Origin of the sequence: Bacteroides sp. PHL 2737, from assembly GCF_004115325.2 — a bacterium.
GTDB classification, from domain to species: domain Bacteria; phylum Bacteroidota; class Bacteroidia; order Bacteroidales; family Bacteroidaceae; genus Bacteroides; species Bacteroides hominis.
In genome coordinates, this window is record NZ_CP040630.1 from 5,146,103 (window position 1) to 5,163,589 (window position 17,487).

The 17,487-nt window shown below is 35.1% G+C and carries 14 protein-coding genes and 1 pseudogene; 3 read left to right on the top strand and 12 right to left on the bottom strand.

The genetic code is table 11. The annotated features are described in order from the left end of the window. Positions 1-6: 6 nt before the first annotated feature. From DBK98_RS21395 to DBK98_RS21445, 12 genes and pseudogenes are all read right to left on the bottom strand, one after another. Positions 7-219 carry a helix-turn-helix transcriptional regulator gene (locus DBK98_RS21395; RefSeq protein WP_005807960.1) on the bottom strand — a complete coding sequence of 71 codons (213 nt, stop codon included), beginning with the start codon at positions 217-219 and terminating at the stop codon, positions 7-9. Positions 220-323: 104 nt separating this feature from the next. Beyond that, entirely contained in the window at positions 324-572 is a 249-nt protein-coding gene (locus DBK98_RS23475; RefSeq protein ID WP_005807963.1) for a hypothetical protein, read from the bottom strand. Between the two features lie 135 nt (positions 573-707). Then, positions 708-1,004: a helix-turn-helix domain-containing protein gene (locus tag DBK98_RS23480; RefSeq protein ID WP_005807965.1), complete on the bottom strand. Its 297-nt coding sequence runs from the start codon at positions 1,002-1,004 to the stop codon at positions 708-710. A 70-nt stretch (positions 1,005-1,074) separates the two neighbouring features. Continuing rightward, a pseudogene (locus DBK98_RS21405) lies at positions 1,075-1,552 on the bottom strand (O-acetyl-ADP-ribose deacetylase). An 11-nt stretch (positions 1,553-1,563) separates the two neighbouring features. Further along, on the bottom strand, positions 1,564-3,282 hold the full coding sequence (locus tag DBK98_RS21410; protein ID WP_022011565.1) for a VWA domain-containing protein: 1,719 nt from the start codon (positions 3,280-3,282) through the stop codon (positions 1,564-1,566). Beyond that, a complete protein-coding gene (locus DBK98_RS21415) occupies positions 3,272-5,017 on the bottom strand; it encodes a MoxR family ATPase (RefSeq protein WP_033572527.1) in 1,746 nt (581 codons plus the stop codon). The genes DBK98_RS21410 and DBK98_RS21415 overlap by 11 nt, the downstream gene beginning before the upstream one ends. A 2-nt stretch (positions 5,018-5,019) precedes the next feature. Continuing rightward, entirely contained in the window at positions 5,020-6,546 is a 1,527-nt protein-coding gene (locus DBK98_RS21420) for a hypothetical protein (RefSeq protein WP_032536749.1), read from the bottom strand. A 4-nt stretch (positions 6,547-6,550) separates the two neighbouring features. Next, positions 6,551-10,078: a hypothetical protein gene (locus DBK98_RS21425; RefSeq protein WP_033572526.1), complete on the bottom strand. Its 3,528-nt coding sequence runs from the start codon at positions 10,076-10,078 to the stop codon at positions 6,551-6,553. A 4-nt stretch (positions 10,079-10,082) separates the two neighbouring features. Continuing rightward, entirely contained in the window at positions 10,083-11,039 is a 957-nt protein-coding gene (locus tag DBK98_RS21430; protein WP_032536752.1) for a hypothetical protein, read from the bottom strand. 14 nt (positions 11,040-11,053) lie between these two features. After that, positions 11,054-12,001, bottom strand: a complete 948-nt coding sequence (locus tag DBK98_RS21435) for a hypothetical protein (RefSeq protein WP_032536747.1) — start codon at positions 11,999-12,001, stop codon at positions 11,054-11,056. Next, a complete protein-coding gene (locus DBK98_RS21440; protein ID WP_022011571.1) occupies positions 11,994-12,413 on the bottom strand; it encodes a hypothetical protein in 420 nt (139 codons plus the stop codon). The genes DBK98_RS21435 and DBK98_RS21440 overlap by 8 nt, the downstream gene beginning before the upstream one ends. Before the next feature lie 47 nt (positions 12,414-12,460). Continuing rightward, positions 12,461-13,759 (bottom strand): ATP/GTP-binding protein, encoded by a 1,299-nt coding sequence (locus DBK98_RS21445; RefSeq protein ID WP_022011572.1) that lies wholly within the window; start codon positions 13,757-13,759, stop codon positions 12,461-12,463. Positions 13,760-14,800: 1,041 nt separating this feature from the next. Here DBK98_RS21445 and DBK98_RS21450 point away from each other — a divergent pair. The 3 genes from DBK98_RS21450 (at position 14,801) to DBK98_RS21460 (ending at position 17,417) form a co-directional block, all read left to right on the top strand. Next, positions 14,801-15,580, top strand: coding sequence for an SDR family NAD(P)-dependent oxidoreductase (locus DBK98_RS21450; RefSeq protein WP_032536746.1), 780 nt, complete (start codon positions 14,801-14,803; stop codon positions 15,578-15,580). A 140-nt stretch (positions 15,581-15,720) separates the two neighbouring features. Next, complete coding sequence (locus DBK98_RS21455) at positions 15,721-16,323, top strand: TetR/AcrR family transcriptional regulator (RefSeq protein WP_005807998.1); 603 nt, start codon at positions 15,721-15,723, stop codon at positions 16,321-16,323. Positions 16,324-16,439: 116 nt separating this feature from the next. Next, the gene (locus tag DBK98_RS21460; RefSeq protein ID WP_032536745.1) at positions 16,440-17,417 is read left to right on the top strand and encodes a nitroreductase; all 978 of its coding nucleotides are present in this window, start codon (positions 16,440-16,442) and stop codon (positions 17,415-17,417) included. Positions 17,418-17,487 lie beyond the last annotated feature (70 nt).

The following is a 17,487-nucleotide window of genomic DNA, read 5'->3' on the forward strand; positions in this document are numbered from 1 at the left end:
ATATACTTATTTAGATTTATCCTTTTCTACATGAAGCAATTTTCTTACATCAACATCCAAAAGTTCCGCTATGCGAAATAATGTTTCCAAATCTGGTTGTGAAGCATTAGTACACCAACGGGAAACAGATGTCACATTCCTACCAACTTGCTCAGAGAGCCATTTAGCCGTTTTATTCTTTTCAACAAGGACTATTTTAATCCTATTCAGTTGCTTCATAATTGAAATAATTTGTAGTTTAATGCAAATATATCAAAATTTAATGTGACAAGCTAATATTGTTCAATTTATTTTGGTAAAATACTTTTCAATGATAATTCTATTCAAAAATTAACCACCATACCATTAGCCTTGTCAAGTTCATTCCAGCGAGTACAGAACAAACGTGAGTGGCGAACAGGAGGATAGTCTGCGAGCAGAGCACCAGTATTAGTCAGTTCACACTTCTCGTTGAGAATGCCGAATGATTCATAGTCGCTATTCTCAAACAAACGTTTAGTGCGCTTAAAGTATGTGGCACGAAGCACGGTAAATACCATATCCACGAACTTCCAACAATACACAAGGCTCATACGACATGTTACTACCCTTCAGCACCAGTTCTTTGTGCTTCAAGATACTAGCTACTACACTCTAGTTACCAACACGAACAAATGCCTACATCGGTCCATCATCTATGTTATAATAAGGTATCTGAGCACCAGGCATCACTGTGAGTACAACGAACTCCTTGTCTTCAGCCTTTGCGAACGAGAGGTTGAATCAGGTATTGGATCAATGTGAGACTTGATAGCTTCGCTGATCTTCTCCGCATCATCTTTTACGTCATCAAGACCGACCGATAGTTTTATCATTAGCAATACCCCAATGAGTCTGCCACCAATGCCATTGGCAAAGGTGCTCACACTCTTGCACCAACTTTTCGGTTTCTTCACCTCCAGAGCCACCTTCTTATCATATTTTGTTACCCCGCCTATCAGTTGGTGAATATCTAGTACTTCCATTTTATATATAACGTATTGACCTACTATTTATTTAAATGTTTAGAGTTCTATCGAACATAACGATTCCTCTTTATATTTTATAATATGTAGCATCTGCCTCACAGAAACAACAGATGATTACTTTACCATCGAAGTCACTCTCATGGATTGCCTTCAACGCAATCTAAGCAGCCTCTGCCTTTGGATAGCCATACACACCAGTACTAATACAAGGGAAAGCGATACTCTTAATGCTCTTTCCCTTAGCAATGTCAAGTGCAGTCTTATAGCATGAAGCCAGCAACTGAGACTCGTCACCATTACCATAAAAACAGGTCCGACGGTATGGATTACATACTTGCAAGGCAAGTTATATGCCCCTGTTATCTTACTCTGACCAGTCTCGCAACCGCAAGAGTCATGCACTCCTTCAAGAGTTCGCGACCTGCAGCACGATGAATAGCACCATCCACTCCTCCACCATCTAACAACGAGCGGTTAGCTGCATTAACGATTGCATCAACTGCCAGTTTGGTTATGCCACCAACGACGAGTTCTATCTGTTTCATATACTTACCTCTTATTCCATATCGGTTAGAACCATATCGCAAAATTCGTTTGCATTATTTGCATTATAAATTTTAGCGCCAATATTCTTTAATGGTTCATAGCTATGTAGAGATTTTGAATCACCAAGTAAAAAAATATATAACTTATTATCATCATTCAAATAATCACGGAAATAGCTTACAGATTCATTGATATTGCCTAAGTCACCATCTGTAATCAACACGGTAACTAGATCTCTAGACTTTACGTCTAACGTTGATTTAATTCTTGAAATTGGAAACTTAGTTCCACCGTGACCATTTGTTAATAGACGCTCCCTTACGTCATCATATTTATCAGTCCAATCAACGTATGCATCAATTTTATCACTAAATCCTATAAATGCAACCTTGCTTTTTGTTGATTCAAAGTATGATAAAATACCATATGATGCAAGAACAGCCTGATGCATATTAGCAGATTCCTTCATCGCAGACCCCATACTACCGGATGTATCAACGACCAACAACAAATCCATTTGTTTGCTTTCAGTACCATTATCATCATTAGATACATATTCCCACTTTTTTGTAGTCATTCCAGGAATAAGTCGTGGAGATGTCATATATGTTAACATTAAATCCAGCTCCTCTATTGGGTCACCAATTCTCCATACAGAGGGATATGTATATGAAGACTTGTTTCCTGTATTCGAAATTTCAACAATTGGTATGATATTAGCACTTTGAACATTAAACCAAAGAACTCCCTTCTGCTTATCAGACATACCTATAATACCAGCAATTGCTAATAGGTCGATGAACTCTTCTACAGAGGTTTCTTCTGCGAGTGCTTCTATTGCTTCTTTGACTTTATCAGGATCCGCAAAAACAAAAGCATTTCCGTGTTCATCGCCATCTTTAGGTCTACCAACACCCCATTGACCGCTCTGTTGTTGAGATCCCTGCTGACCGCTCTGTTGCTGAGATCCATGCTGACCGCTCTGTTGCTGAGATCCTTGTTGACTACTCTGCTGAGGATTCTTTTGGTCTTCAACATATAGTTTAAAGAATATTTCTGCATATTCTTCAACTTTATCTAAAAATGACGATTTATCTTCTATGCCGTTTTTCGTGAATGAATCAGCTAATTGATGGACAATTTTTAAAAATTCAGGATCAGTTTCATTTATACCAAGATCTTCTTTCCAAATTGCCTCTTTTGTTAGAAACATTAATTTGCAATGCCTTGGACAGGCACTGATATTTGCACCTATTTTTATCCAATCGATTTCACTCTTTAAAGTTTCTTTACTATGTCTATAATAGTTTTTTGTATCAACAATAATATCAGCTGCTTGATTTGAAATTGCTCCACACGCATACTCGATATTTATACCAAGATGAGAGAAATGCTTATAATAAACATCTCTAATTCTTTTTAGCATTCTAAAATGAGTAATTACATCAAATGGGCAACACATATAGTGCTCTATTTCATGTCTTGTAAGTACTTTTACTTCATTCTGAAACTCATGATAACTTATAGGAAGTTTTCCGAAATTAAGATGAATCTGCCAAGTCTTATCTATAGTAATATAGTATTGCCCAGTTGAATAATTAGCATCATCCGGCAAAAGCATTTTGACAATAGGCATAGGAATCCCCAAGGAATTGTGATACTCCTTGACGAATACATACTCAATTGCTTCTTGGGCTTTCAATCTATATGTTTCAATATCAATTGACATTGTTTGCTTGTAAGTATTTGAATAATTCAGAATCTTCGTCCCCTTGGTAGGTAAAGATATATTTTTTCAATCTCTTAACTGACAAGTCGCATGCATCTCGTGTAATATCCAACAACTTAAATGGTTTTACTTTTTGTATGTCACCATTTGCAAGATCGGTACCAGGAATAACCGCTTGAATAAGAGCTGACAGTTGAGGATTCGATATTATTGAATCTTTTTCGAGCTTAAATGTATATTCCTTTATTTCTATCTTTTTGATAGAACGGTTAACTCGCTCTGAAATGTACTGTCGATTGGGAATATCATATCTAAATGCTAATTCTGATTTTATAGCCTTAAGCTTCGAAATGTCACCTTTTGAGTTATCTATCTGGTTGTTATAGGACACAATCTTATCATAAACGGGAGCATATTTTTCATTTAAGACTGGAACAATCTCTGCAGATATTACAAGAGAATTATATGACGAGTCTCTTATTTCTTTAAGATACTCATTGAATTCTGGAACTGAAAGTGTTCCTGTCTTAACTCTTTCAAAACCCATAAGAAGATCTTTAATACCATCAAACTCATTCTTGATCATTTGTATGATATTTCGAGTTCCATCTAAATCAATATTTGTTATAAAAATGGATGTTTGCTTCCCTGAATTTGTATTTTTCCAATGTTCAGTTAAAGTTGACACATACTTTTTGCTCAGAACAGCTCTATGCCAAATCATATATGGGGCTAAAACCTCAATATGATTTACATTGACTTCTCTGTCTCCAAGGAACCATGCAAGAGCTTTTCCATATCTGTACAGGTCTTCTTTTACTCTGACGCTTAGTGGTAACTTGATTTTTGAGCACACTTTTTCTGGTGCACACATATGACAATTCTCACAAAGACTCTTGTCAACAGACAAGTTATCATTAGACTCTTTAGAGGCTCTTTCACATAGGCGATATGAAGCAATTATGTAGTTGATAAACAATTCGGCTTCTTCTGTATATGGAATATTCTTAACAATTTCTTGAAGTTCTTCTAGATTAACATCCTGAAGATATTCCTCAATACGATCATTATAAGATGATTTATCTCGTTTTCCAATAGTACTGAAACTGTCATAATCAGGCATGGTTATTGGAAGTGCAAGAGCAAATCTATCCTTGAATGGCAAAGACAATTCTGTGTTCGCATTGTCCTTTGGGTTCAAGGTTGCAAACAGGGTGAAAGCAGGAACAATCATACTCTGATCATGATATTTTACTGACCCTTCTGCGAGCAATGACAATAGAATATTTTGTGCATATGGAGATAAACGATTTATCTCATCAATGATTTTCCATCTTGATGTGACAAATTCGTTCCAGACCACTGACAACTTACCATTATCAAGTGGTTTGTTTCCTGTCATTTGAGCAAAATCTAAACTACCAAGGATTTTTTCTTCTGTCAATTGTGGATGTCCTCTCAATATACAATCTTCAATCTTTTCCTTGGTAAGATGGCAAAACAACTGACCTAAATACTTAGACAAGGTGGTTTTTCCTCCGCCATGTCCTCCATACAACATCATTGTGCCACGCTCAACAAGTGCATTGATTACAGCAAGCGTTTCTACCAAATACACTTTTCGATCTTTCAGCTTCTCGTTCGAGAACTTTGCACCTTCAAGTTCTGAATTGTGCACATACAAATTGTTTATTCGTATGTTATCCAATGCCTGAATTATATCAATATTTGTCATTATTAGTATTCTTTTGTATATGATAATTTAATAAGTCCACTCTCCAATAGTTTTCGGAGATAGTCATGATCTAAATCGGATGGCGTTAACTCTAAAGACTCTTTTTGTTGAAGCCAGTTTATCTCTGTTTCCAATCCAGATTTTTTCATGATGTCTTCAAATATCTGCTGAGTTTTATTCTTATCCTCAAGCATTGTATCTAAAGTTTCATCAGAAATAGAATTCATAAAATCAGAGAGTGGCTCTAAACCATTCACAATTGTTGCCAGAGTTCCATTTTCAGAATCATATATTGAGTCAATATCATTTTGTAATTCTGGATGAGTTTTTGCAATCTTTTCCAACATAGCTTTTTTGGTCTTGTTATAGTTTGCCAAGAATTCATCAAAGCAGTCTTTTACTTCGTCAAAAATCTTTGTTTCTGAACTATGGAGCTTTGCAATTTCATTATGACATTTGTTTAGTTTTGGAACGATTTCCTCAAATTTCACAGTAAGTATCTGTGGTAGTACATTAGCGTTTCTTACTGTCTTGTAATTCTTTATGAGCAGATCTATCTCACCATCTTTTTCGAATCCATCCCAAGTTTTATTAAACGACAATTCATCTTCTGCATAGAATTCTTTTATGTCAATGTACTTGGCTTCAATATCATTCCAAGTATTCTCAATAAAATTATTCAAGCATTCAGCTACATCTCCTTTTGTTGCCAACATGGTGTCATCGAACTTCTTGAAAAGTTGCTTAAGTGTATCATCCGAATTACTTGAGATGCCAGTATCAGAAAGTATGATTATTACTTTCTTAATAGACGCGATTCTGTTTCTTACTCGCAAGTATAGTCTTGACTTATTTTCGGACTCATTAAGTGCTGTAAGATTCTGTCCATTTTTTATAGACTGCTTAATTATTTCGGAATAGAATGATATTGTCTCATCATTCTTTTGTTCTTCCGTATATAGATCTTCTACCTTTGTATAAGCCAATTCAGAAATGTCTGCTAAACCAACAAATTCATCCTCTAAATCTGTCAAGAATCCATCAATATTATTCTCAAATTCATCTGGCTTATTAACAAATGCTGAGACATCTGATTTCAACTTTTTGTTGAATTCAGAGATGATTTTATCAAATATACACTTGTCATCATCAAAAGAAATGTTTTCAAGTGTACTTAATATTGAATCAATTCTAGAAGAATATGTCTCATAATTACCTTTTAGGAAATCTCGCAATTTAGCAATATTATTTTCGTTATTCTTTGTATGTTCCTCAACCCATGACACAAATGCATCTAACCCTGGAGCTGTCATTTTTTCATACAAAGAATCAAATAACTGTTCAAGTTGCTTTGTGCATTTTTCAAAATCTTTTTTGGTAAGGATATTTGAAATCCTTTCCTCAATTGCGTTAAGTTCATCTTGCCACTCTTGCTTGCTAAGCTCTAATTTAAGAGTTTCGGCATATTTATCACCCTTTTTTATCTCAAGAGCCTTATTGTATTGCTTTGTAATTTTATCAATATTCATATGGTTACTCTTTTAACAAATCTTTGATATATTCATAAACCTTGGTATAACTCAATGCTTCTGCCTGACAATCTTTACAGAACTTTAAGGTTTCGTCCATTCGAACTTTATATGTAGAATTAGTCAAACTTGTTTGAAGAAAGGCCTTGAACTTATGAATATCAGACTCGTCAATTGAAGTTTCTTTTGCAGGATGCAATTTTGCATCAATGACATTTTGAACTTCTGATCTTGGCGTCAAATATCTAGCATACTGTGTCCAACACCAATCACCATCATATTTTTGTGGCTGACCATTAGGCTTATGATCAGAAAGGTTAATGAGTTTTGATATCAATGAATCCTGATATATTGTATTGATAGGTAACTGATATTCTTTTTCGATAAGTTCTTTCTTATTCTTTAAGGATATCAAAATACCATTAATCTGACGTTCAACAACTTTGGCTTGTGAAACTATATTTGAGATTCTCCATACGATTGATGAAATTATTGCAAATATTGATACACCATCCTTATCTTCTAATACGATTCTCTTACAGTTTGACAGTAATCTAGATACCAATTGTAATTCAGATACATATCCTTGGAAAGGCATTTTCTCTGGATTCGCTTTCGCATAATTCTTAGAATACAACAAATTTGTTATAGCTGCTATGTGTTGAGTTGAATTCGATATTGTTGAAACAAGCTCTGTTTGCTTTTCTTCAATTCTTGTATTCAACTGACTACGCAACAAAGAGAAATCAATCTTTTCGATATACGCTTTAAGATATAGCAATTTTATCAATGTACGCCCCTTGCTAAATCCATAAGACATATCATTATTATATGAAGCTATCCAATGATCATTTAGAGAATCCTTCATAAAAGTCAGCAGTTCGTCCAACTTACTTACAGATCTCTCATTATTCATCATAGCTGTGAAAGAACACAGATGTTTAATGATGTAGTCTTCATTATCATAAGAACTCATCAATTTACTGGCAGTTTCTCTTGATAAAATATTTAATATTTGATCAAAGAATAAGGATTCGTTAATACTATCTTCAATTGGGGGCAGATACAAAGCATTTCTAAAGTTTCCTACTTCTTGAAGGATCTTTAATAATGATTGATAACTTGATGTAGGCTTCTTTGCATTCTCCAATATATAGTACATTGCAAGATACTTACTTTTTGTATCAGTTATATCTGCAGATTCAAGACTGGTAAAATCCCAAAGAATATTGTCTTCATAATCCCTCTTTTCGCAGATTAGGTTTTCCATTGCTGACCCATGGTCTTTTTTCTGCGCAAGAGAAATTGTGTTAATAACACAACTATCCCCTTCCAATACAAGTCTAGAATAGTGTTCAATTGTTCTAATAGCCTCCTTTTGCTTTGTCCATTCTCTATTTTTAATAATGTCAATGGCTGTATGGAAGTCGTATGTACGATTGTCGTCAATCAAAACAATATCATTGCAAGATCCAGCTGCTATGACAATTTTTGCCACAGAGTCAATAAAATCTGCTATTTGTCCCCCAAAATTGAACTGATAGTGATTGTAATCCTCAAAAACCAACTTTTTCATTTTACAGATTGGCAGAAGGTTACTTGAACCATCCTTACATACTTCTTCTTTCAGTTGGCTTATATATTCATGTTCTTGGAGATATACTATTCTAATAGTTTTACTTGCATTGGTATGCAAGTCATTCTTTTGTGATTTGATATAGTCTTTAAGCCTGAGGATATACTTTTTTAAAGGCTCATCCTCTAAAATAGGAACAAAGATAATTGTATTGTCACTACTACGAGAAGTCAAAAGGACACTCTGTCTGAAATTTGAGGATTCAAGTTTTTTATCCAAACTCATATCCTTATATTTCAACTTCGGAGAGCCAATAGGCTGTTCAATGATTTCCCTAATGGCACGTAATGAATACTGCATATAAATCTCATTTCCTGATTTTATTTTGCAAGTTTCAAAAATACTATTAAGATTCTCAAAGTTATCATCAATTGTTTCCTCTTCGACAGAAGATTCAATAAATTTGATAGAATCTAAGATAAAATCTTTTGTCTCTCGTGTTACTTGGTCCTCATTATCCTCATACTGACTAATAAAGTCGTATGTTAACTCTAGTAATGGAATCAAGAAAGTTGTAGCAAGTGCTTTCTCTTTGTTATTTCTGCATGCAGTTGAAAAAGCAATTTTACCGTCAGAATTAGAACAAGCAGAGAGAATATAGCTAAAATACTTACCAACGTTTCTTATATAATCAACGCTTGTGTATTTCCCTTGTTCTTTACACTTTTCAAGATATGCAGAAAAATCATCACTAATTGCAGGATTGAGTTCTTTTACTACAGATACTAACTCATCTGTACAGAAGAAATCTTCTACACTATCCTTCATTGCCTCTCTGTATGAATCCTCAATCTTAATGGATTGTGGTTCAAAATCGAGTAAAAGTCTACCAACAATCGGACGAATGTAACTATTCATTTGATTGAAATAAGAAACCTTTAGGTATTTTACTTCTTCACCACTTTCATCTATTGGCTCATTGAAAATGTCCTTTACAAGGAATTCTGTTGCATCATATTCCTTATAAATACTATAATCAATGGCATCCCACAATTTCTGTATATGACCTGGACGGCAACGAGACATCCACCATATAAAATTCACATATCCATTAGCGCACTCCTTCATAAACTTACGTTTAAGTAAGGCTACCGTTGGAAATGGAATCTGAATTGTCTTCAGTCTTCTATTAGCAGCTGTTTCGCTATCATTATTTCCATCTGTTCCCTTTTCTTTTGCTACTTCATAGCCAGAAGCTGGTCCATTGCCAATAACTAATAAGAAAGGTTTTGTCTGAACAACTTGATCAAACAATTCACGAAGGATACCACCCCCAGATGATTCAACATAACGTTTGAGTTCATAGAATTTTGACTCAAATTCATCCACAAGGAGTATAGGAGGTGTAGTGCCTTCTAATGCTTGGCGGATAACTTCTTCGGAAAAAACAAGTTTGCTAATTTCTGATTCTTTGGTATCATTTGAATCCAATGTGACAGGAATGAAATCTTCCAAATACTGGTTTAAGCTTGGATTCTCAGAATCATCACCAGACTTAAAATCAGGGAAATCAATATCGTTTATATCATTCCAATTAGAGTTTCTCAATTTGTCGATCTGCTCTTTAATGATACTATTGATAATTCTGCTAAGTTGGTTATTTTGAACCTTACCAGATTCCGATGACTCTGCTTCCTTCTTTACAGCATCAACAATCTTAGCCAAAGGCATGTAGAAGGTAGGCGTTTTTAGCACTTCCCAACCGTAATGGAATAGATAGTATAATGTTGTTGATTTACCAATACCAAAAGCCCCCTGTAACATTATTGGTTGGATATTGCCTTTGTTACAGCCTTCTTTTAGATCAGACTCTACAGTTTCTCTTAGTTTTTTATGTTCGTTACTAAGATCAACCCATTTAGTTCTTTTTATGAGTGGGATGTAAGTTCCTGCCATATTATTACTTTAATCTAATTGTTATCGTTTTATTCAAAAGTGGAGATTCTATTTGGTATAAACCTTTTCGCAAACCTCCATATACTATTCTCTCAGAATTTGAGGTACCTTCTATTTGTTTGTTTTCTGGATTCCGCAGTACTACTTCTACTTTTGGAATAATAGTTAAAATGAACTCTGCTTTCTTCTTCCTGACCTCAATAGAGAAAGGTATATGCTCATAATTGAACTCAATGCAATCATTCTCAGAAACAATATTATTGGTTCTGGCAGCCATCGCATATTCTTCATGTCCATTAAGAGGAATCAATCTTGGCTTAAGGACATTCATTTGAGGCATGTGTTTTGTCTTAGAATAATCCTCATAGTTAACATCTACAGAGAATGAAAAATTCTCAGACCTTTCAAGATTATTCATAAACGCAATCACAGAATGGTTTAAGAATCGAGCATTTGATATTTCTATTTCTCTGAATTCTTCTTGATCATTTGTCAACTTACAGTCTTTGGAAGAGCTATCCAAATAATAATCACCTACGTATTTATCCAGAATTTCAGTAAGAATTGGCTGCTCATTCCATCTCTCTATAAAGAATGGAAAACCTGTTATTGATTCCTCTTCACAAATTTGATCATTCTCAGAAGCCATTTCAACAAATGGAGATATAGGACATACTCTAACAAACGTTCCATCTTCTCCTATCATTTCTTCTTGAGAAACCAATAAAACCATAATAGAAGCAGCAGCCGACTGGAGTATTCCTTCGTAATCCATATAACTTCTTTTAATTGTCCATATCTGATTCTCTTTGATTTTAGGACGTAGATGCAAATAATTGACAGGCACATCATTCGAAGCGAATAAGTCGTTAATGCTGGCCAATTCTTTATCTGATACTATAATGTCTTCTTTCACCTCAGGAATTATCGGGTTCTTGAGGAAATCATTTATGATGTTCATATGTTCTACGTTTGTCATAATGGTAATACTCCCGTTTCTGATATTTTGTCCAAAGCTAAAGCAATATTTTGCAAGAAAGAAATACCTTCCTCTTCATTATTAGGCACATAAGTAGAGAAAAATTTTTTCTTAAAATCTTCTATCTTGCGATGGACAGAGCTTTTCGGAAGGTTATACTTATCAGCGATGGATGATAATGATATACCACCTGTATTCTGAAATATGTACTCTAAGAATATACGTGAATCTACTTGACCTACGTCTTCGATTATTGTCTTTATTGCTTTGGTTTGCTCATCGTCAAGTTGATTATAAACAATTTGATTTTCTGACACATTTGTCTTGAAGACTGACTGATCTAATAATTCAAAGACAGCTTTAGCCAAAGAAGAAACCGATACATAACCATCAGCCGACAAAAGAATATCTTCTATTGCCAGTTTCACAATTGGCTTAAAATGTTTAGTATCTTCATTTATTGGATAATGAGCAAGATACTTAACGACATCATCTAACTTATCTATCCAATTATTACCATCGGACATTGAACTTTTAACATAAGCACTATGTTCGTGAGTTTCTTCATCATAGTCTTCTTGGCATATTTCTTGAACAAGTTCCTGACACTTTTGAAAACTCAGACCGACCTTTTGTTGTTCTTCCTTAATTCTGTTTGAAACAAAAGAAATGAACACTTGTGTAAAATAATAAGACAAATATTCAAATGGCACTTTTGACAAATACTTAATCTTATTTTTGGATATAATCCACTCAAAGAACTGGTGACTCAATTCCTTAATATCATCACTTTGCCAATCATTGTCATTATGATCCGATACTATGATACTTTTCTTCCACTGGTATTTCCTCACCATCGAAGTAATCGTACCAAGTATGTTTGCGTAGCCTCTGGATGTTAGTTTTCCAGAGAGCAACTCTAATAGATATTCTTCCTTAAACATTGATTCCTAGGCTAAATTTGATTTGTAATTTGAGTTCTTCTATTTGGCTGTCACTTAAGGAGTCTATTCCATTCCAACCTCGTTGCAAATTAGTTAAATCCTTAGAATTATATGTCATTCTAAGTTTTATCAAGAAGTAAGAGTAAGGACAATCGGGATCATTTGGATTGATCTTTACCCTAAAGACATTTGTGCCCTTATTATAGTCTTTGGACGTTCCTGGAATTATCCAGCATTTTTTGTTTTCATCAAATACTCTTCCAACAACAGACGGATGAAAATCATCTTTGTCCTTGTTGTGAGCAAAATGATTATCCCAAATACCATTAGGAGCAACCCATATAGAGCCTATTACAGGACAATAAATATCCTGTAGTATGCTCTTCCAATTGGATAATTGTAAATTAATCATTTTAATGTTCTATCTATAAACTTTTTGTTACCGTTCGTCCCTTTGCATCAATCATTTAAATCAAAATACTGGCTACCCAAGAATGGCAGTTTCACTAATTTACCTTGTTTATATGCATTATAAGGCGAGAGATTCTTATGTAGCCCTAAAGCTGAAAGACGAACCACATTTGTTTCTCCCTGTTCATCTTTATCCGTAAACCATATTGTATCACGGCGTATAAACTCCTCATTTAATAGGTTAATGTCGTGAGTAGTCAATAGCATTTGTGAAGTCTGATTGCTATTAGCCAAGAATACTTTTATAAAATAGGATAGCAATTCATAATGAATGCTTGTTTCAACTTCATCTATGGGTACAAACTGGTTATTTTTCAGAAGGAAATTCAGTATTATGGCCATTCCTAAAAATCTCATAGTACCGTTTGATTCATACTCTTCAGATAATTCATATAAACCATTCCCTGTCCTATGAGTGAATGTCAATTCCGTATTTGTTATTTTACCTTTTTTCAACATTTCTGATTTTGCATCATCAGCAATTGGAGCTTTCTGAATCAGTTGTTCTAGTTCAGGCGTTATAAGTTCTTCTTCTTCATGAAGAGTAACATCTTCAATATTAAAATCCGAATCCTTTAAAAAGTTCAAAATAAATTTCTTCAGATTTCCATCCTTGTCCTTATCCAAATGACGTTTCACATATCCCGACAAAAGCATTCCAGGAGCAAGAACATCTTTTACTTGCTTTGCAAAATAGTTATAGACATCATTTAGCTTAGTCTTCCCTACATTACAGTTTCCAAAAGCAGCAAGCACACTGCAGTTATTTATTGTGTTTCCTGCTATGGTATCCTGATTTTTCTTTGCCATTTTCAGGTTTGTTCCAAATTCTATAACTGAAGAATCTGTATAAGGATCATAGCTACGGCTATAAAGTTTTGTAGGGCGTACGGATTCATATACAGTTAATGTTTCGGAATATATACGCTTTTTATCAAGTTCAAAGCTAAGGATATACTTCAATTGGTTCACATAAAAAGACATAGACATCTTTGTCGTTTTAGTCTTTGATGTTTCGTCTAATAAAAAAGGAACAACTCTAGTAGTATCATTACGACCTTTTGGTACCCTTAACACCAGCATCTTGAAAAAATCTATAGCTCCCAGCACATTGCTTTTACCAGACGCATTAGCCCCATATATTATTCCTGCTTTCAGTAATCTTACACCATCCTTAACTTCATAAGTGTATTCATCCAACATGAAACTGTCTGATGAAGGTTCAAAGCTTATTTTTTGAGTCGACCTTATTGAGTAGAAGTTTTCTACTGTAAATTCTGCTATCATAGTCAATCTATTTCTTCTTTGATTGCAAATATATCAAATAAAATAAGAAATAGAATATTATACTACCTGTTTTTGTAAAATAGCTACATTTATCCTGTTTATAATTAGATAAAATCAAATTATTCGCTTGACAACTTTACTTTACCCACGTACTAATATATACGTCCATTAAAGTAAAGTTAAATAGAGGGAAAAGAATTAATTCTATTTTTCCCTTTGTTCAGTAAAACAATATACGTGAAACTCTCTTGCATTTAGTTGACATACTTGGAGAAAAACTCACGTATTATTTGTACCTTTGTAAGTAGATAGAAAACTGGTGAACTTCAGTTGGAAAATTTAGATTTTCCACGGCTCTAATTTTATGTTGAAGAATAAACGTAGGAACAGTAAATTCAGGTTCAAAAACAACCCATTATGACCTAAAAAATACTTTTCTACCGTTTAAAATATAAGTTTTTGATTATCAATTACATCTACATGTTTGCATCGGGAAATAGAAGCCAATAAAAAGCAATTAATCCTTATTAGTGACGATAGTTTGAGATTGTACCAAAACTTATGTAGGCTAATTTTTGCCTACATAACAGCTTACATTAGAATAGAGGTTATCCACTATTTTGTTTACCCCTGCCTTTCACCCGGTTAACTCCCTATTCACCAATAGCTTAATAATAAGTATTTTAATGCTAACCGCTTCATATATGGCAATAAAAAAAGGCTATCTATCCCAGACAGCCAATCTTTTGTTAACCTTAAATCTAATACTATGAAAAACACATTGCAAAGATACGGACTTCTGGTAATTTTGCAAATTTACAAAGCAAAACAGGATATCTTATAACATGGTTTAATAGAAGAACCGTGACGTTAACATTTAGCCTTTCTTTTGTTAACATTTAACAGACTTATAAAGATTTAGCGAAATAGAAGATACATAGATGCTAAAGTCAGGCAAATGGTGCTAAAGAGGGTTTATTCGGATAACAAATTCCCCAATAAACTGTTTTTGAGGATAATAATCCTCAAAAATAATCCTATATGAACAGATTTGAAAATAAAACAGCCGTTATCACGGGCGCTGCCGGTGGAATTGGCGAAGCAACCACACGCCGCATTGTATCCGAAGGTGGGAAAGTTGTTATAGCCGACCATTCAAAAGAAAGAGCAGAACAACTTGCTACCGAACTCAATGCTTTAGGAGCAGATGTACGCCCGATCTATTTTTCTGCAACAGAATTGCAGAGTTGCAAAGAGTTGATCGCCTTTGCCATAAAAGAATACGGGCAGGTAGATGTATTGGTAAACAACGTAGGAGGTACAAATCCTAAACGGGATACCGACATTGAGACACTGGACATAGATTACTTCGACGAAGCTTTCCATCTTAATTTATCTTGTACCATGTACCTGTCCCAACTGGTTATCCCCATAATGAACGCACATGGCGGTGGCAATATTGTGAACGTAGCCTCAGTCAGTGGAATTACAGCTGATGCGAACGGCACTCTTTATGGAGCAAGCAAAGCAGGAGTCATCAATCTGACCAAATACATTGCGACACAAACAGGAAAGAAAAACATACGATGCAATGCTGTAGCCCCGGGACTGATTCTCACACCTGCAGCATTAAACAACCTGAATGAAGATATACGGAACGTATTTCTCGGACAATGTGCGACACCATATTTAGGAGAACCGCAAGACATCGCCGCAACAATTGCTTTTCTGGCTTCCGAAGACGCACGATACATTACCGGGCAAACAATAGTAGTAGACGGCGGTCTGACCATACACAATCCAACGGTAAACCTGGCATAAAAGATTCTCCTTTTACCCCAAACATATTATATCCCAAACAGTAGAAAAGTGCTGTTTGGGAAAAATATTTCTCTTTTCCTCTCGATGTTACCGATAAGAAACATATTTTTGTGACCGATCAGTAACAATAATATAAAGTCATGGAAAAAGAGTTTATCAAAAACAGACAGGTAACAGAGCTAATCCTCATCAAAGCAGTAGACGAATTAATCGAAGAGAAAGGTTTCGAAGGATTAGGCATCAATGCAGTAGCAGCAAAAGCAGGAGTATCAAAAATGTTGATCTACCGTTATTTCAACTCTTTAGAAGGTCTGATAGCAGCATATATCGGCCAACATGATTATTGGATTAACTTTGACGGAGCACTACCGGATAAAAACCACCTTGGTGAATTCATCAAAGAGATGTTCCGGAAACAAATCATAATAATGCGAAAAAGCTACACTTTGAAACGGCTATACAGATGGGAACTCACATCAGACAACAATTTTATAAAAGACCTCCGCGAGAAAAGAGAAGCCAAAGGCATTTGGCTGATAGATGCTGTAAGCAAACTGTCAAAACACCCGCAAAAAGAAATAGCAGCCCTTGCCACTATCATTACAGCAGCCATCAGTTATCTCACGTTGCTGGAAGAAAACTGTTCTACCTTCAATGGTCTCAAACTTCAGGAAGAGAGCGGTTGGAAAGAACTGGAAGACGGAATCAACATATTAGTGGACCTATGGTTAGAAAAGCAATAACAAAAAATGAAAAAGATGATAACGATTGGAATTTGCATACTGGCAATATTACTCAACGGATGCAATAAAGATATAATAGAATACAGCAATAACGATCTCAGATCGGCCTATTAATTATGGAAACAATAACAGATGACTATCTATTCATGATAGAACAAGCCACAAAAGCTCCTTCGGGACATAACACCCAACCTTGGTTATTTCGTATCGTAGAAGCAGGTATTGAGATTCATCCGGATAAAACTAAAACACTATCAATTGTGGATGGAAACCGGCGTGAAATGTTCATCTCCCTGGGATGTGCAACTGAAAATTTGTGCCTGGCTGCACAAACTAAAGGATATTCAACCCAAGTAAACATTGCAGATAATGGGAATATCACAGTAAAACTCCAGCCCAATGCAGGCGTAATTACCCCTTCTTCTATCATTGGACAAATTGGCAAGCGGCAAACCAACAGAAGTATATATACAGGACAACTGATTCCGGAAGAAATGATACATAAGTTGCTTTCAATACCGAAAGCAGCAACAGCACACCTCCATTGCTGGAAAATCGGAACGCCTGAGTTCGACAGAGTTCGTTACTATGTTCTGAGGGGGAATACAATCCAGATGACCGACTTCCACTTCAAGAATGAGTTGAAAAACTGGATGAGATTCAATAAGAAGCATGCAGAATCGACTAAAGATGGTTTAAGTTATGCCGTTTTTGGTGCACCTAACTTACCACAATGGTTATCTCGCCGCATCATGAATGCTTGTCTGACTCCCAAAATACAAAATAAAAGTGATGAAAAAAAGCTCCGATCGTCTTCACACATCATGCTGTTCTGTACCGAGAAAGATACTCCGAAAGATTGGATTAATCTGGGAAGATCTTTAGAGTGCTTTCTGCTGAAAACAACGGAAATCGGTGTGTCCACCGCTTTTATCAATCAGCCATGCGAAGTGGAAATCCTCTCTGAACAAATGCAAAGAGAACTGCTAAACAATAAAAAAACTGAAATACCGTGTGTTTTACTCCGTATGGGATATAGCAGTCCAATGCCCTACTCGCCAAGAAAAAATCTTCATGAAGTGCTGATGCCCTAAAAACTTCCTTTTATAAAACCTAAACCTTTGGACAATTGTTAGTATCTTCGCCCTACATTTTAAATCTGAA

Bases quoted from the DNA above. Each gene is read 5' to 3' on its own strand.
- DBK98_RS21425 (WP_033572526.1), bottom strand. From the start codon at position 10,078: ATGGCAGGAACTTACATCCCACTCATAAAAAGAACTAAATGGGTTGAT.
- DBK98_RS21455 (WP_005807998.1), top strand. From the start codon at position 15,721: ATGGAAAAAGAGTTTATCAAAAACAGACAGGTAACAGAGCTAATCCTC.
- DBK98_RS21415 (WP_033572527.1), bottom strand. From the start codon at position 5,017: ATGACAAATATTGATATAATTCAGGCATTGGATAACATACGAATAAAC.
- DBK98_RS21445 (WP_022011572.1), bottom strand. From the start codon at position 13,759: ATGATAGCAGAATTTACAGTAGAAAACTTCTACTCAATAAGGTCGACT.
- DBK98_RS21430 (WP_032536752.1), bottom strand. From the start codon at position 11,039: ATGAACATCATAAATGATTTCCTCAAGAACCCGATAATTCCTGAGGTG.
- DBK98_RS21420 (WP_032536749.1), bottom strand. From the start codon at position 6,546: ATGAATATTGATAAAATTACAAAGCAATACAATAAGGCTCTTGAGATA.
- DBK98_RS21435 (WP_032536747.1), bottom strand. From the start codon at position 12,001: ATGTTTAAGGAAGAATATCTATTAGAGTTGCTCTCTGGAAAACTAACA.
- DBK98_RS23475 (WP_005807963.1), bottom strand. From the start codon at position 572: ATGAGCCTTGTGTATTGTTGGAAGTTCGTGGATATGGTATTTACCGTG.
- DBK98_RS21410 (WP_022011565.1), bottom strand. From the start codon at position 3,282: ATGTCAATTGATATTGAAACATATAGATTGAAAGCCCAAGAAGCAATT.
- DBK98_RS23480 (WP_005807965.1), bottom strand. From the start codon at position 1,004: ATGGAAGTACTAGATATTCACCAACTGATAGGCGGGGTAACAAAATAT.
- DBK98_RS21450 (WP_032536746.1), top strand. From the start codon at position 14,801: ATGAACAGATTTGAAAATAAAACAGCCGTTATCACGGGCGCTGCCGGT.
- DBK98_RS21395 (WP_005807960.1), bottom strand. From the start codon at position 219: ATGAAGCAACTGAATAGGATTAAAATAGTCCTTGTTGAAAAGAATAAA.
- DBK98_RS21460 (WP_032536745.1), top strand. From the start codon at position 16,440: ATGGAAACAATAACAGATGACTATCTATTCATGATAGAACAAGCCACA.
- DBK98_RS21440 (WP_022011571.1), bottom strand. From the start codon at position 12,413: ATGATTAATTTACAATTATCCAATTGGAAGAGCATACTACAGGATATT.